The sequence below is a fragment of the Candidatus Poriferisodalis sp. genome (assembly GCF_965198245.1).
In the GTDB taxonomy this organism is placed as follows: Bacteria; Actinomycetota; Acidimicrobiia; order Acidimicrobiales; family Poriferisodalaceae; genus Poriferisodalis.
Map to the genome: position 1 here is coordinate 379,138 of NZ_OZ240249.1, position 14,595 is coordinate 393,732.

General features: G+C 66.3%; 11 protein-coding genes and 1 pseudogene. 8 read left to right on the forward strand and 4 right to left on the reverse strand.

The window, feature by feature from the left end; translation table 11 throughout:
* Nucleotides 1-47: 47 nt before the first annotated feature.
* From ACOCMM_RS01990 to ACOCMM_RS02005, 4 genes are all read left to right on the forward strand, one after another.
* A complete protein-coding gene (locus ACOCMM_RS01990; RefSeq protein ID WP_419551529.1) occupies nucleotides 48-2,723 on the forward strand; it encodes a cell wall-binding repeat-containing protein in 2,676 nt (891 codons plus the stop codon).
* Nucleotides 2,724-2,986: 263 nt separating this feature from the next.
* Nucleotides 2,987-3,211 carry a DUF6364 family protein gene (locus ACOCMM_RS01995; RefSeq protein WP_419551530.1) on the forward strand — a complete coding sequence of 75 codons (225 nt, stop codon included), beginning with the start codon at nucleotides 2,987-2,989 and terminating at the stop codon, nucleotides 3,209-3,211.
* Nucleotides 3,208-3,648, forward strand: coding sequence for a type II toxin-antitoxin system VapC family toxin (locus tag ACOCMM_RS02000; protein WP_419551531.1), 441 nt, complete (start codon nucleotides 3,208-3,210; stop codon nucleotides 3,646-3,648). The genes ACOCMM_RS01995 and ACOCMM_RS02000 overlap by 4 nt, the downstream gene beginning before the upstream one ends.
* A 44-nt stretch (nucleotides 3,649-3,692) precedes the next feature.
* Nucleotides 3,693-4,019 (forward strand): helix-turn-helix transcriptional regulator, encoded by a 327-nt coding sequence (locus ACOCMM_RS02005; protein ID WP_419551532.1) that lies wholly within the window; start codon nucleotides 3,693-3,695, stop codon nucleotides 4,017-4,019.
* A gap of 150 nt (nucleotides 4,020-4,169) precedes the next feature.
* On the opposite strand, the gene ACOCMM_RS02010 is transcribed toward ACOCMM_RS02005, so the two are convergent.
* On the reverse strand, nucleotides 4,170-5,456 hold the full coding sequence (locus ACOCMM_RS02010; RefSeq protein ID WP_419551533.1) for an IS256 family transposase: 1,287 nt from the start codon (nucleotides 5,454-5,456) through the stop codon (nucleotides 4,170-4,172).
* Nucleotides 5,457-5,544: 88 nt separating this feature from the next.
* On the opposite strand from ACOCMM_RS02010, the gene ACOCMM_RS02015 reads away from it, so the two are divergent.
* Both ACOCMM_RS02015 and ACOCMM_RS02020 read left to right on the forward strand, forming a co-directional pair.
* Nucleotides 5,545-6,675 (forward strand): type II toxin-antitoxin system HipA family toxin, encoded by a 1,131-nt coding sequence (locus tag ACOCMM_RS02015; protein ID WP_419551534.1) that lies wholly within the window; start codon nucleotides 5,545-5,547, stop codon nucleotides 6,673-6,675.
* A gap of 224 nt (nucleotides 6,676-6,899) precedes the next feature.
* Entirely contained in the window at nucleotides 6,900-9,797 is a 2,898-nt protein-coding gene (locus ACOCMM_RS02020; protein WP_419551535.1) for a cell wall-binding repeat-containing protein, read from the forward strand.
* A gap of 506 nt (nucleotides 9,798-10,303) precedes the next feature.
* Here the strand turns inward: ACOCMM_RS02020 and ACOCMM_RS02025 are convergent.
* The 3 genes and pseudogenes from ACOCMM_RS02025 to ACOCMM_RS02035 form a co-directional block, all read right to left on the reverse strand.
* Nucleotides 10,304-10,579 (reverse strand): hypothetical protein, encoded by a 276-nt coding sequence (locus ACOCMM_RS02025; RefSeq protein WP_419551536.1) that lies wholly within the window; start codon nucleotides 10,577-10,579, stop codon nucleotides 10,304-10,306.
* The gene (locus ACOCMM_RS02030) at nucleotides 10,576-12,123 is read right to left on the reverse strand and encodes an integrase core domain-containing protein (protein ID WP_419554802.1); all 1,548 of its coding nucleotides are present in this window, start codon (nucleotides 12,121-12,123) and stop codon (nucleotides 10,576-10,578) included. Before ACOCMM_RS02030 ends, ACOCMM_RS02025 begins: the two co-directional genes overlap by 4 nt.
* Nucleotides 12,097-13,041: pseudogene (locus ACOCMM_RS02035) on the reverse strand (transposase); the annotation flags it as partial. The gene ACOCMM_RS02030 and the pseudogene ACOCMM_RS02035, both read right to left, overlap by 27 nt.
* 118 nt (nucleotides 13,042-13,159) lie before the next feature.
* Here ACOCMM_RS02035 and ACOCMM_RS02040 point away from each other — a divergent pair.
* Both ACOCMM_RS02040 and ACOCMM_RS02045 read left to right on the forward strand, forming a co-directional pair.
* Nucleotides 13,160-13,480, forward strand: a complete 321-nt coding sequence (locus ACOCMM_RS02040; protein WP_419551537.1) for a helix-turn-helix domain-containing protein — start codon at nucleotides 13,160-13,162, stop codon at nucleotides 13,478-13,480.
* Nucleotides 13,477-14,529, forward strand: a complete 1,053-nt coding sequence (locus ACOCMM_RS02045; RefSeq protein ID WP_419551538.1) for an integrase core domain-containing protein — start codon at nucleotides 13,477-13,479, stop codon at nucleotides 14,527-14,529. The genes ACOCMM_RS02040 and ACOCMM_RS02045 overlap by 4 nt, the downstream gene beginning before the upstream one ends.
* Nucleotides 14,530-14,595: the final 66 nt, after the last annotated feature.

The window sequence follows — 14,595 nt, forward strand, 5'->3', positions numbered from 1 at the left end:
GAACGAGGCGGCGCGGTAGGCGCTCTCTCGCAGCGATCTTTGCGGCGATGCTTATGGCATCGGTGCTTGCGGTCGTGGCGGGTTCTCCTGCACAAGCCGCAAACACATCTAGCGAAGTGCTCGTAGATCACGACGACGACGCTGCCACCGCGGCAGTACGCGAGTTCGGCGGTCGTGATCGTTACGACACTGCGCTTCGCCTTGCCAACAACTTCGGCAGGGCCAAGGGTCTCGGCAATGTCTCGACCGCCTTCGTGGCGTCGGGCCTTGCTCTGGTCGATGCCGTGTCGGTTGCCGGTCTTGCCGGCTTCTTGGATGCGCCGGTTCTGCTGACGTCAGGCGACAGCCTGCACGGCGGCGTGGCTGACTTCATCGAGGACTACGGCGTCCAAACCGTTTACATCCTCGGTGGTGCCGGTGCTGTGTCCGACGAGGTCGCAGAGGACATCGAAGCCCTTGCCAATGAGCCCACGGTGTCCCGCATCGAGGGCGCTGACCGCTACGCGACCGCTGCTGCTGCAGCGTCGAAGCTTGGCGGCGGCGCAGCCTGGTGCGGTGCTGAGGACCCAGCGGCAATCCTGGCCAACGGCGGCGATGTGTCGCTGGTAGAGGCCATGGCCGTCGGCCCGATCGCCCACCGCCTGCAGCTGCCGCTGTTGCTGACTGCAGCCGACGAGCTGTCGATGGCAACTGCGGACTTCATTGAGGCTGAGGACATCGAGCACGTCGTGATCGTGGGCGGCACCGATTCCGTCTCCGACGCCGTTGCCACTGCGCTGAGCGATTCCGGTGTCGACACCGTGGAGCGGATTGCTGGCGACACGCCGGCAGGCACCTCGGTCGCGCTGGCCGAGCTGGCCCACGATGGCTGCTCGGACGATCTCGCTGTTGTCTCGCCCGACATGGTTGCCCTGGTGAGCCAGGACGGCCTGCCTGACGGCGTTGCGGCCGCACCGGTTCTGACCAGCACCTTTGCTGACCAGGATCTGGTGCCGATGCTGGTGGTCGGCGACACGCTGCCCGCTTCGGTCCGCGACTACCTGGCTGCCACGCCTGACGAGAATGACGCAGGAGAAAAGGTCAACCTCAAGATCGTGGCTATCGGCGGCGCTGCTGCGGTGAGCCAGAGCGTCGTGGACGCTGCGCTTGCAGCAGCAGCCTCGGCTGATGGCCTGTCCGTGCAGATCGGTGCCACCACCGACAAGAACGAGGACGGCGACATCGACGCCGACGACGTACCGGCACCCGGCGATACGGCCGTGAACCTGTACTTCAGCGACGACGTGATTGGCGAGGATGCGCTGGAAGGCAAGATCCGTGACGCCATGGAGCTGAACGGTGCGCCTGCACGGCTCGCCGAGGACGATGAGGTGACGCGCGAAGGTGGTGACGACCCCTGTAACCCCGATCAGGTGACAGTGACCTTCGCGAGTGAGCTGAAGGCCGGTGACACCGTGTCGGTGGTTGGCGGCTTCAAGCTGGGCGCCTCTGGCGACCAGCGGACCGTTGGTGGGGCATCGTTGACGATTCCGGCTCCGGCTCCGGACCGGACCCGTCCGACGATCAGCGCCATCATGATTGCTGGCCGCGAGACAGCTGAGGTCACCGTCTCTATGGACGACCCACAGCTGGCCGTAGGCACCGAAGTCACGCTCAGGAACAGGACCGCTGGCGACGACAAGACGGCGTCGGTTGGCGCGGACGGCAACCTGGACTTCACTGATCCTCTGGTAGCTGGCGACCGGGTCACCATCCCGAGTGGCGCAATCGAGGACGCCGCGGGCAACAAGAGCCTGCAGCGTTCGTTCACGGCAATCGCCCCGCACAAGAGCCCGCGGATCACTGCGGTCACGATGAGCAACCTGAAGCACAGCGCTCAGGCTGCAACTGAGGTGCCGACGGAGATTGCTGGAGCAGCTGTCACCGGCGATGCCGGCATCAGCATCACCGCCAAGGCCGACGGCCCTGCGGCTGGCGCTGTTGGCAACATCTGGTCAATGGTGTTCGACGTGGCGAGCACGTGGGAGGCTGATCCAGACGCTGAAGTCGACATCGACGTCAGGGTCAACAGCCGTGACCGTGCCGTGTTCGTTCGGTTCAACACGGGCGACGCCAAGTTCGGCGATCTGAAGGCTGCCCTTGAGGGCAACAGCGCCTTCGACGCAATGTTCGCCGTGAAGTTGCCGCCCAACGAAGCTGATGATGCTGGCTGCAACGCCACCCTCAACCAGCCGCTGGATATCGGCAACGACGACCGTCAGATCGGTACCGGCCTTCTGGATGGCGGCATGACTCAGGTTGCCATTGAGGTTCGCTTCAACGGCTACGTGGAGGAAGTGACCGACACTGGATTGCTCGAGGACATCCTCAAGGACGTCGTTGACCGTGACAACGGCCTGGCCGCCACGGCCGACGTCACCGGCGCCCTTACCTTGGGCAGCCCGGCGACGTTCGTCGGCCCGAAGACCACCGTGCGCTACGAAGCGATCACATCCAACGCAGCAGCGCTGCCGCAGGTGCGTGACCTCGTGACCACGGCGGCTGGTGCCGACGCCGTGACCGACAACGCGGACACGGCCGCCGATGCCGTTGCGGCTATCGCCACTGGCTACGCACCCGAAGCCGAAGCCGACGAGACACACAACGACGAGAAGAACGCTGCCTCGCAGGTTCGGATCGGTCGTAGCAGCGGGGTGATGGTCCCGCCGACTCCTGAGGCTTAGGAGTTAGCTGCACAGTTGAACTGAACGGTCGGGTGGCCTGCCCGCCCGATCGGGACAGCAAAAACTGAGAAGGAGCCCCGGGGTCTCGGCCCCGGGGCTCCTCGCGTCTGTGCTCACTTGTGGGCTGGAATCCCACGTCCGCTGCACGCTGGTTCCCTGCTCCAGCGCAAGCCGCGGCATCATGTGCCGAGGAGCGATATACGTGTACGTAGTCAACGGTGCCGTATATGCTGTGCCGACATCCAGGCAAGGCGCCGTCAGCAATGAAGCAGAAGCTCACCATAACTGTCGATTCGAACCTCGTTCCCGCGGCGAAGCGCCACGCGCGTGCGCAGGGCGTGTCGTTGTCGTCGCTGATCGAGATGTCCTTGCGCGAGGTCATTGACGAAGGCGAGCCGTCGTTTGCGTCGCGTTGGCGTGGCCGGTTCAGTCCAGCGGAGCGGGATGATGCCCGCTATGCGGCTTTGGCCGGCAAGTATCTTCGATGATCCTGCTGGACACCGATGTGCTCATCGATGTCGCTCTCGACCGCGATCCGCACACGGCGGCCGCAGTCGAGGTGCTCGAGCGGATCGAGCTGGGCTTCGAACGGGCCGCCATCGCGTGGCATTCGGTATCGAACCTCTGCTACCTCGTCGCGCCCGCGCAGGGAGATATCCGGACGCGCGACTTCGTGACTGAGCTCGTTGCGTTCGTCAGCGTCGCCACTACAGACACCGATTCGGTTCGGTACGCCGCCGGGCTCCCGATGGACGACTTCGAGGACGCTCTGCAGGTGGCAGCCGCTCGTGCGTGCGGCGCCCGATGCATCGTCACACGGAACCTGAGGGACTACGAGCGATCGCCGATCCCCGCCATCAGCCCGCAGGACCTGCTGAGCCCCGATCCGGCGGGGAACGTCGGCCGTCGCTGGCAGAATACGTAATTTACCGATGGTAAATGCCTGTAAACGATATTATAATATCGACCATGGAAGCAAAGAGGCCGCGGAGCAAGGTCACCTTGGAAGCTGCCCGACTGCTCGGGCGCCGCGTGGCGCTCGGTCGGCGGGAGCGCAGGTGGACTCTCGCGGATCTCGCTGAGCGCGTCGGCACCAGTGAGGTCACGATGCGAAAGGTCGAGCGAGGCGACCCGACCGTAGCGCTGGGGACAGCGTTCGAAGCGGCCGCGCTAGTCGGCGTGCGTCTGTTCAGCCATGACGCGTCGGTGCGTGCCCGGGAGGCAGAGCTGGTCGACGCGCGTCTCGCTGTGCTGCCCGCCCGAACGCGCCGCCGTGCAGTCGACGACGACTTCTGAACCGATGCAGCACCCCGCAACGGTGTATGTCTGGGTATGGCTTCCGGACGCAGACGAGCCCGTCGTCGCCGGGCGTCTCGACGATCACGGCAGCGGCGCGGTGAGGGAGTGTCCGATGTTCTGTGTAAGCGGGCCGGTCGGTTGGTCATTTTAGGTGAGCGGGAGTCGTCCTGGGTAGCGGACGGCGAGCTGGTTCAAGCAGCGTTTCCATCCGATGGTTCCTGTTCCTTGTGGTCCTCCTCTGTTGGTGGTGATGTTCCTCACGGCGAGGTAGAGCAGTTTGAGGGCGGCTTGCTCGTTGGGGAAGTGCCCTCGGTTCTTGGTGACCTTTCTGAGCTGGCGGTTGATGGACTCGATCATGTTGGTGGTGTAGATGACCCGGCGGGCTTCTGGGGGGTAGTCCAGGAACGGGATGAACTGTTCCCAGCTCGACCGCCACAGGCTGACCACGGCGGGGTATCTGGCGCCGATGCCGGCTTCGAACTCATCGAGCGCCGCCTCGGCGGCTTGGGCGTCGACGGCGGCGTACACGGGCCGCAGTTCCTTGGCGACTTGTTTGCGGTCGTTCCAGGTGACGTAGCGGTGCGAGGCTCGAAGCAGGTGCACCACGCAGGTCTGCACGGTGGCCGCGGGCCAGGTCGCCTCGATCGCGTCGGGGAGGCCTCGCAGGCCGTCGCAGCACACGATCAGCACGTCTTGGACGCCTCGGTTGCGCAGCTCGGTGAGCACCCCCAGCCAGTACTTGGCGCCCTCGCCGTCGCTGTCGCCGATCCAGATGCCCAGCACATGCTTGCGGCCGTCGAGATCGACGCCCACGGCGAGATAGGCGGGCCGGTTGGCGACGTGGCCGTCGCGGATCTTCACGTTCAGCGCGTCGATGAAGATGATCGGATAGACAGCATCGAGGGGCCGGCTGCGCCACGCCTCGAGCTCGTCGAACACCCCGTCGGTGACACGGCTGATCAGGTCATGTGACACCTCCACGCCGTAGATCTCGGCCAGATGGGCCGCCACGTCGCGCACGGTCATGCCCCTGGCGTACAAGGCGATGATCTTGTCGTCGAACCCTTCCAGGCGCGATGTTCCCTTGGGCACGATCCGAGGCTCAAAGGAGCCGTTGCGGTCCCGGGGAGCGTCCACATCCACGGTGCCGACGCCGGTGTGCACCCGCTTGGGCGTGACGCCGTTGCGCGAGTTGCCCGACCCCGCTCCCGCAGGGTCGCCCTTCTCATAGCCCAGATGATCGGTCAGCTCCTCCGCCAGCGCCCGCTCGAGCACCGCCTTGGTGAGCTGGGTCAAAAGCCCGTCCGCGCCCAGCAGCTCGGCGCCCTCGGCGCGGACGCGTTCCATCACCGCGTCCAGCGCCCCCTCAGGCACCAGCGGCGTCGTGTCCGCCGCCGGCCTCGCCGGCAGCCTCTCTCGATAATTCTCAGTCATTGCGGTCCTTCCTGTCGCCTCGGCATCCATCACCGACACGACACTCTCAGACCAACCCCCTTACACAGAGGATCTGACACTCTCCGCGGTGACCTTCGCCTACGGGCGCAGCTACTTGGCCAATCCCGACGCGATCGCGCTGTACCTGCCGGATCTGCCCTTGCGCAGCGGCGAGATCGCGCCCACCTCGGGAACGCTGCCGGGGTGCATCGCCGATGCCGCGCCCGACGCATGGGGACGTCGAGTGATCGAGTACCGGCTGCGGGCGTCGGACACCGATCTGTCCGAGCTCGCGTACCTGCTCGAATCAGGCTCGGACCGAGCCGGCGCGCTCGACTTCCAGGCGAGCGCGACCGAGTACACCCCTCGAAGCGGCGAAGGCGCCGATCTCGGCCAGCTCGCCGAGGCCGCACAGCGCGTTGAAGACGGCCAGCCGCTGCCGCCCGCACTGGAGCGGGCGCTGCTGCACGGCACCTCGATCGGCGGTGCGCGTCCCAAGGTCGCACTGCGCGACCAACGCACAGGCGTGATCGCCAAGTTCACGTCTTCTCGCGACACCTACCCCGTCGTGAAGGCCGAGTACATCGCGATGGAACTCGCCCGCCGCGCGGGGATCGACACCGCCCGGGTCGAGTTCGCCGCCGCCGCCGGCCGTGACGTGCTGCTCGTGCGCCGCTTCGACCGCTCACCGCCGCGCAAACGCCGGATGATGATCTCTGCGCTGACCATCTTGGACCTCCACGACGCCCACGGAATCGCCGGCCGCTACGCGACATATGCCGCACTCGCCGACTCGATCCGAGCCCGGTTCGGTTCCCCCGACGCGACCCTGCGGGAGCTGTTCTCCCGGATCGTGTTCAACATCCTCGTCAGCAACACCGACGACCACGCCAAGAACCACTCCGCCTTCTGGAACGGCCGCGAGCTCACCCTCACACCCGCATACGACATCTGCCCCCAACAGCGCACAGGAGGCGAGGCCCACCAGGCAATGGCCTATGGCCCCAACGGCGAACGCCTCAGCCAAGCCGCCCGCTGCGCCGAGCACGCCCACAACTTCCACCTCGACACCCACGAAGCCCAAGCCATCATCGACAGCCACATCGACACGATCACCGAGCACTGGCAAGACGTCTGCGACGCCGCGCAACTGTCTCAGGCCGACCGCGAACGCTTGTGGGGCCGCCAATTCCTCAACCCGTTCGCCCTGCACCCATAGCCGCAGCCACGCACAGCACGCGCTGAGCCGACCGGGCTCCGACTGTCGCAACGCGGCGCTGCGCCGTTCCCGCGGTGTTCCCCGGCCGACCTCAAAAGGCCCGGGTCAATTGTCGGGGAACGCCCGCCGAACGCCCTCGCGTTTCTGAGTCCTAGACCTGTGCTTTGCACCCGTTTCGTGGCCCGATTTCGGCGTCTCGGAGTGGAACAGGGAGCAACAGAACCTTGAACACTACTCATAAGCGGCGGGGCAGGCGCTCTCTCGCAGCGATCCTGGCGGCGATGCTCATGGCATCGGTGCTTGCGGTCGTTGCAGGCTCTCCTGCTCAAGCCGCAAACACATCTAGCGAGGTGCTTGTCGATCACGACAGCGACGCTGACACTGCGCCTGTGCGCGAGTTCGGCGGCCGTGATCGTTACGACACTGCACTTCGCCTTGCGAAGGACTTCGCTGAAGGCAAGGGCGGACTCAACACCGTCCCGACTGCATTCGTCGCGTCTGGCCACAAGCTGGTCGATGCCGTATCGGTCGCCGGTCTTGCCGGGTTTCTTGACGTACCGATCCTGCTGACGCCCGGCGACAGCCTGCACGGCCGCGTGGCCGACTTCATCGAGGACTACGGCGTCGATAACGTCTACATCCTCGGTGGCGCCGGTGCGGTGTCCGACGAGGTCGCAGAAGACATCGAAGCGCTCGCCAACGAGCCCACGGTGTCCCGCATCGAGGGCGCCGACCGTTACGCGACTGCTGCTGCTGCAGCGTCGAAGCTGGGCGGCGGCGCTGCCTGGTGCGGTGGCGAGGATCCTGCGGCCATCCTGGTCAACGGCGGCGACATGTCGCTGGTCGACGCCATGATGGTCGGCCCGATCGCTCACCGTTTGCAGCTGCCATTGCTGATGACCACAGCCGACGAGCTGCCGGCGGGTACAGCGGACTTCATCGAGGGTGAGGACATTGAGCATGTCGTCATCGTGGGCGGCACCGATGCCGTCTCCGACGACGTCGCCACTGCCCTCAGCGACTCCGGTGTTGACACCGTGGAGCGCATCGCTGGCGATACGCCGGCGGGCACCTCGGTCTTGCTGGCCGAGCTGCTGACCGGTGACTGCAAGGACGACCTCACTCCGACGGCACCCTCCACGGTGGCGCTGGTGAGCCAGGACGGACTGCCTGACGGCGTTGCTGCAGCACCTGTGCTGTCCAGCAGTAGCGACTTTGCTGATGGCTTCTTGGTGCCGATGCTTGTCGTGGGCGACACGCTGCCCGCCGCGGTGCGCGACTACCTGGCCGCCACTCCGCAGGCCGACTCCGACGGCAACAAGGTCAACCTGACCATCGTGGCCATCGGCGGCGCCGGTGCGGTGAGCGCAAGCGTGATGAGCGCCGCGCTTGACGCAGCTGCATCCTCGGATGACCTCACGGTGAAGATCGCAGCTACTGGTGGCGACCTCGACGATGACGGTGACGAGACCGATGATCCCCCACAGGCTGGCAACAAGTCCGTTGACCTGCACTTCAGCGACAACGTCATCGACGATTTGACAGCCCTCGAATCAATGGTGCGTGACATCCTGGAGATCAACGGTGCTCCAGCACGGCTCGCCGCAACTCCGGTCGCACATGCTGGGGGCAACAGCAGCATTGCGGACTGCGATCCAGACACGGTCACCGTGAACCTCGCACGCGAGCTGAAGCCCGGCGACACGATTTCGATCGTTGCAACCAGCCTGAAGTTCGGCGCCAATGTGGACTTGCGTTCCATTAGCGGTACGTCGGTGACAGTGCCTGCGCGTGTGGTAGACCGCACACGTCCTGCCGTGAGCGCCATCGGCATCGTCGGCCAGACAACTTTCCTGGTGAGCGTTACCGAGGACAACTTGGCGCTCGACTTCGTGCTTGACGGAAACGACTTCGAGCTCAGCTCCTCGCGCGGCAGCACACTTGGAGCAGTTGGTTGGACGGCTGGAGCGAAGTCGGGCACTGTGGCAGTCGTCAATGAAGATGCTGACGCAACCAACCTCATTCACGCCGGCGATCGCCTGACGATCAAGAGCGGTTCGGTTGAGGACGACAACGAGAACAAGAACCTCCAGCGTTCGTTCACTGCAGTCACCCCGCAGAAGAGTCCGCGGATCACCTCGGTGCTGATGAGCAGCTTGAAGCCTCTCACCCAGGCGGCGTACACGGTTCCCGCTGTGTTCACGGGCGCCGAGACGCTGATCACGATCTCGGCCAAGAAGGATGGTGCCGCGGCTGGTGCTGTCGGCAACGACTGGGGCTTCGTGTTCGACGTGGCCAGCACCTATGACGACGAGAAGGCGACCGACATTGATGTCCGGGTCAACAGCCGTGATGCGACCGTGTTCGTGCGGTTCAACAACGGCAAGGCCAAGTTCGCCGATCTGAAGGCCGAACTCGAGGACAACAGCGCATTCGATGCGATGTTCGAGGTGAGTCTGCCCGCGGATGAGGACGGCGTCTGCGGTGCCACCGAGAACAACAACCTGAGCATCGACACGAACAGCAGGCAGGAGCCGGCACTGCGTGCCCTAGATGATGACGATGCCGCCATCATGGGCCAGACCCAGGTTGCGATCCAAGTCCGCTTCAACGGCTACGTCGAGACCATCGGCAACACACCGGGCACCACTGATCATTCAGAACTGCTCGCAGACGTGCTGGACCGCACTGCGAGCCGGGTGCAGGGCAAGGGTGAAGGTGTACCGCTGGAAGAAGTTCGGGCCGTTGCAGTTGGTCGAGTCCGAACAGCGCTCGGACTGTCCGACAACGCGACGGCGGGAACATTCAATGCACCTGGCACGACGGTGCGCTACGAGGCGCTCACCACCAGTGCGGCCATGCTGCCGCAGCTGCGTGACCTCGTGGACACGGATGCCGGCCACGCTGGCGACGTGCGCACAACAGACACCGCTGGCGATGCACTCGATTCTGATACTGACATTGATCCGGTAGTAGCGATCGCGATCGGCTACGCGGCAGATGAAGGCCACGACCCGGACGGCAAGCGCGACACCGTGGACGAGGACAAGAACGATTCCTCGCAGGTCCGTATCGGGCGCAGCAGCAGCGTCGATGCTCCGGACGACCCGCTGGCCAGCTAGGAGCTAGCTGCACAGTTGAACTGAACGGTCGGGTGGCCTGCCCGCCCGACCGGGACAGCAAAAACTGAGAAGGAGCCCCGGGGTCTCGGCCCCGGGGCTCCTCGCGTCCCCACCCACCTCTCGAACGCATCTCGCGGCCGCAGGTCGTCCTGTCACGCTTGGTGCCAGTCTCAGTACATGTTCTGGTGCGAGTTTGGGTATCGGTCTATAGTTTCTGGCAGATGGGCTACACGCGTGAGGTGTACACAAACGCGCCGCTGGTGTACGTCACCTGCGAAATCCGGTTCCCGTTAGCCCTGATTGTTCATGAGAATGCCTGATCGGCGTTTTGGGTTGTGTTTTCGGTGTGCGGGGCGGGTTTGTCGGCTTGGCGGGACCCGGTGGGTGTTGTTTGGCGCTGTTGGGGTGGTCGCTGGGCGGGTGTGGGGTCCCCGGCATGGGTGTGGGGGCGCGGCGGGCCGGCCGCTGGGTGAGCGGCGCTGTGGGCGGCTGGGGGTGCGGGGTGCTCAGTTGGGGTGCTGGGCGGCGAGCAGGGCTTTGGCGCCGGGGTGTGCGGTGGGGAGCCGCAGCTTGACGCGTCGGCCGGTTTCGCACACGAGCGCGGGCAGGTGCCACAGCTGCCAGCGGAGCCGTTTGGGTGCCGCTTTGGCGAGCGGCCCGGTGAGGCGCTGTGTCTGGAACTGAGGTGTTTCTGACTCTTCGCGACGGGTTGGGGTTGGGTTCAGACTGCGTCGGTGGGTTGCTGGCGGGTTGTGGTTGGTGAGAGTAGTGGTCTGGGTCATCGTTGGCTCCGGTGCCAGGCTCGGCGTTGTTGGTCGGCGGTGTGCATCCCGTGCTGGCGGGCGGCGCGGATGGTGTCGCCGCGGCCGTCGTGTTCGTCGTTGGGGGTGACGTAGCCGATGGCTTCGTGCAGCCGGACGCTGTTGTGGTGGGCTCGGATCCGTTCGAGTTCGGCGGTGAGCACGGTCGGGTCGGTGATCGTGGTCAGGTGGGGGTGCTCGCGTTTGGCGTGGCCCCACAGCGACTCGATCCAGGCCTGGTCGGTCGGTGTGGAGGGGCGGCCGAAGTGTTGAGCGATCGAGCACAGGGCCATGAACCGGCGGGTCTCGTTGGCGCGCATCTCGGTGCCGTTGTCCGAGATCGCCAGCAGCAACGGGATCGTGGTGTCGTCGGGCGGTTCGGCGTCGGGGTCGTCGAGGCGTGCCCGCAGCTCGTTGGTGAGCAGCCCTTCGTTGTCGAGACCGCGGCTGAACAGGACCCGGGCGGCGACCGAGTCGGGGTTGGCTGTGAGGTGGGTGGAGATCCATTTGCGGCTGACGAGGTCGACGATCGCGTACGCGTGCTTGGCGGCAGCGCAGCGTTCGAACTGGGAGCCGTCCCAGCACCACAGCTGGTTCGGGCGCCATTCATGCCAGGCCGGCCACGGCGTCTTCACGCTGCGCGCGGGCCGCGGATCTCCTTGCAGGGCAAGGCCGTGACGGGCCAGGACCCGATCCACTGTCGATGGCGATACCCACACTCGCTGTTCGTAGGAGCCGCGGTGGGCGAGCTTGCGGTGCGAGCGGTCGATGTCGCCCCAGTCATCGAACAGCGCCAAGATCTCGGCCTCTTCGCACTCGAGGAGCCCATGGATCGGGTTCCCGCCCGCAGCGAGATCCTCGAGGCGGCCGGCGGCTCGGCGTTGTCGCCAGCGCCACACCCTGGCCCGGTCGACCTCGAGGGCCGCGCAGGCCCGGGTGAGACTCCAGCCGGCGCGCACAGCGTCGTCGATCAAGCCGAGCAGCGCTGCTTTGGCGGCCCCGTCGACGCGGGCGGGGATCGGGCCGCTCATCCCCAGTGCGATTTTCCCCGCAGCACCGCCAACTCGACCGCCTGCTCGATCACCGTGGACTGGAGCCGTTCGACTTCGGCGCGCAACGCGGCCGCCTCCGACGCCTCGGCGCGGGACTGGCGCGGCCGGCCCGGCCTGGAGGCCTGCAAAGCGGCGATCGCCCCGTCGCGAGCCACAGCGCGCAGCCGAGCGACCACCGAGCGATCCACCCCCGCCTCGGCCGCGGCGTCCGCTTGGGAAATCTGCCCCGACAGCATCCGCACCCACAAGTCGTACTTCTGCTCCGCTGTCAGCATCCGCTTCGGCTCTCGCTGCATCGACGTCATCGTTGACGGCCTCCATGATCAAGGCCAGCCACCATCTCAGATGCAACCTGAAAGAACCAGAATCCCGTCGCGTTAAGTCAGACGCAACACAGAACCAGTGCACGAGCGCTGCGCTGATGGTGCACAGTGCTGCCCATGCGCTGTTGGCGTCCCAGGCGGTGAAGGGCATGCGCGCCAGCCCGGAGTCCTTGAGACGGGCGACGGCGTCTTCGACGTCGGCGTGTTTTCGCATGAGCTTGTCGAGCCGCGCTGGGCCGGCTGTGGCGTCGGTGAGGAATCCCCAGTAGCGGAAGTTGTCGCTGTCGAACAGGCTGCGCTGCGCGCCCGGGTGCAGCGGTTCGCGTCGGATGATCAGCCGTGTCCCCTCGGGCCAGCCCGATAGGTCCACCAGATCGGTCAGCTCCGCGACATGGGCCTTGGAGCGGCGCTGTTTGGGGTTCGCCACCGCGGCGCTCCAGCGTCGGGGATCACAGCGGGCAGCCGCGATCGCGGCGTCGATGCCCGCGGTGGCCCGAGCCGACATGAAAAACGTGATGTTGCGGTCCCGGCATGCCTCAGCGATACGCGCCGAGCAGCCGCCGGCGTCGACCCGCAGCACCGTCTCGCGTCCCCCCAGCGCCGCGGCGTCGCCTGCGCGGTGGCCCGCGGCGTCGGCTGCGGGCAGCACCGATATCGCAGCGTCGAGCACTTCTATGTGATCGGCGATGTCGTTCGCGGCGGCGTTGCCCGGGCGCAGCTTGACCCACAGCGGCTCCCCGTCGCCGGTCGAGCACATCATCGGATGAAAACCGAACCCGCCCTTGTAATGAGGCGCGGCGCCCTGCTTGTTCTCCGAGTGGACCTCCACCAGCGTCGAGTCGATGTCGAGCACCAACGGACCCGAGCCGCGGCGCTTCGACCACGCCTCGCCGCGCGCCGTGGCCGCGGCGCCCCACAGCGCCCCGAGTCCCGAGCCGTCGATGCCGCGCAGTGCCCGATACAGCGTCGAGTGCGACCCCACCGGCCCGAACAGGTCCCGCTGAGACCGCAGATGCTCGATATCTGTGCACGCCTCCCCGCCTCCGGCCAGCACCAACAACAGATGCACCAACAAGGCTTCACCGCCTGTGTTGCGTCTGACTTAACGCGACGGGATTCTGGTTCTTTCAGGTTGCATCTGAGATGGTGGCTGGCCTTGATCATGGAGGCCGTCAACGATGACGTCGATGCAGCGAGAGCCGAAGCGGATGCTGACAGCGGAGCAGAAGTACGACTTGTGGGTGCGGATGCTGTCGGGGCAGATTTCCCAAGCGGACGCCGCGGCCGAGGCGGGGGTGGATCGCTCGGTGGTCGCTCGGCTGCGCGCTGTGGCTCGCGACGGGGCGATCGCCGCTTTGCAGGCCTCCAGGCCGGGCCGGCCGCGCCAGTCCCGCGCCGAGGCGTCGGAGGCGGCCGCGTTGCGCGCCGAAGTCGAACGGCTCCAGTCCACGGTGATCGAGCAGGCGGTCGAGTTGGCGGTGCTGCGGGGAAAATCGCACTGGGGATGAGCGGCCCGATCCCCGCCCGCGTCGACGGGGCCGCCAAAGCAGCGCTGCTCGGCTTGATCGACGACGCTGTGCGCGCCGGCTGGAGTCTCACCCGGGCCTGCGCGGCCCTCGAGGTCGACCGGGCCAGGGTGTGGCGCTGGCGACAACGCCGAGCCGCCGGCCGCCTCGAGGATCTCGCTGCGGGCGGGAACCCGATCCATGGGCTCCTCGAGTGCGAAGAGGCCGAGATCTTGGCGCTGTTCGATGACTGGGGCGACATCGACCGCTCGCACCGCAAGCTCGCCCACCGCGGCTCCTACGAACAGCGAGTGTGGGTATCGCCATCGACAGTGGATCGGGTCCTGGCCCGTCACGGCCTTGCCCTGCAAGGAGATCCGCGGCCCGCGCGCAGCGTGAAGACGCCGTGGCCGGCCTGGCATGAATGGCGCCCGAACCAGCTGTGGTGCTGGGACGGCTCCCAGTTCGAACGCTGCGCTGCCGCCAAGCACGCGTACGCGATCGTCGACCTCGTCAGCCGCAAATGGATCTCCACCCACCTCACAGCCAACCCCGACTCGGTCGCCGCCCGGGTCCTGTTCAGCCGCGGTCTCGACAACGAAGGGCTGCTCACCAACGAGCTGCGGGCACGCCTCGACGACCCCGACGCCGAACCGCCCGACGACACCACGATCCCGTTGCTGCTGGCGATCTCGGACAACGGCACCGAGATGCGCGCCAACGAGACCCGCCGGTTCATGGCCCTGTGCTCGATCGCTCAACACTTCGGCCGCCCCTCCACACCGACCGACCAGGCCTGGATCGAGTCGCTGTGGGGCCACGCCAAACGCGAGCACCCCCACCTGACCACGATCACCGACCCGACCGTGCTCACCGCCGAACTCGAACGGATCCGAGCCCACCACAACAGCGTCCGGCTGCACGAAGCCATCGGCTACGTCACCCCCAACGACGAACACGACGGCCGCGGCGACACCATCCGCGCCGCCCGCCAGCACGGGATGCACACCGCCGACCAACAACGCCGAGCCTGGCACCGGAGCCAACGATGACCCAGACCACTACTCTCACCAACCACAACCCGCCAGCAACCCACCGACGCAGTCTGAACCCAACCC

What these genes read in the sequence shown, in the direction of transcription:
- ACOCMM_RS02000 (WP_419551531.1), top strand. Translation starts at nt 3,208, where the DNA reads ATGATCCTGCTGGACACCGATGTGCTCATCGATGTCGCTCTCGACCGC.
- ACOCMM_RS02030 (WP_419554802.1), bottom strand. Translation starts at nt 12,123, where the DNA reads ATGCCCTTCACCGCCTGGGACGCCAACAGCGCATGGGCAGCACTGTGC.
- ACOCMM_RS02040 (WP_419551537.1), top strand. Translation starts at nt 13,160, where the DNA reads ATGCAGCGAGAGCCGAAGCGGATGCTGACAGCGGAGCAGAAGTACGAC.
- ACOCMM_RS02025 (WP_419551536.1), bottom strand. Translation starts at nt 10,579, where the DNA reads ATGACCCAGACCACTACTCTCACCAACCACAACCCGCCAGCAACCCAC.
- ACOCMM_RS02010 (WP_419551533.1), bottom strand. Translation starts at nt 5,456, where the DNA reads ATGACTGAGAATTATCGAGAGAGGCTGCCGGCGAGGCCGGCGGCGGAC.
- ACOCMM_RS02045 (WP_419551538.1), top strand. Translation starts at nt 13,477, where the DNA reads ATGAGCGGCCCGATCCCCGCCCGCGTCGACGGGGCCGCCAAAGCAGCG.
- ACOCMM_RS02005 (WP_419551532.1), top strand. Translation starts at nt 3,693, where the DNA reads ATGGAAGCAAAGAGGCCGCGGAGCAAGGTCACCTTGGAAGCTGCCCGA.
- ACOCMM_RS01995 (WP_419551530.1), top strand. Translation starts at nt 2,987, where the DNA reads ATGAAGCAGAAGCTCACCATAACTGTCGATTCGAACCTCGTTCCCGCG.
- ACOCMM_RS01990 (WP_419551529.1), top strand. Translation starts at nt 48, where the DNA reads ATGCTTATGGCATCGGTGCTTGCGGTCGTGGCGGGTTCTCCTGCACAA.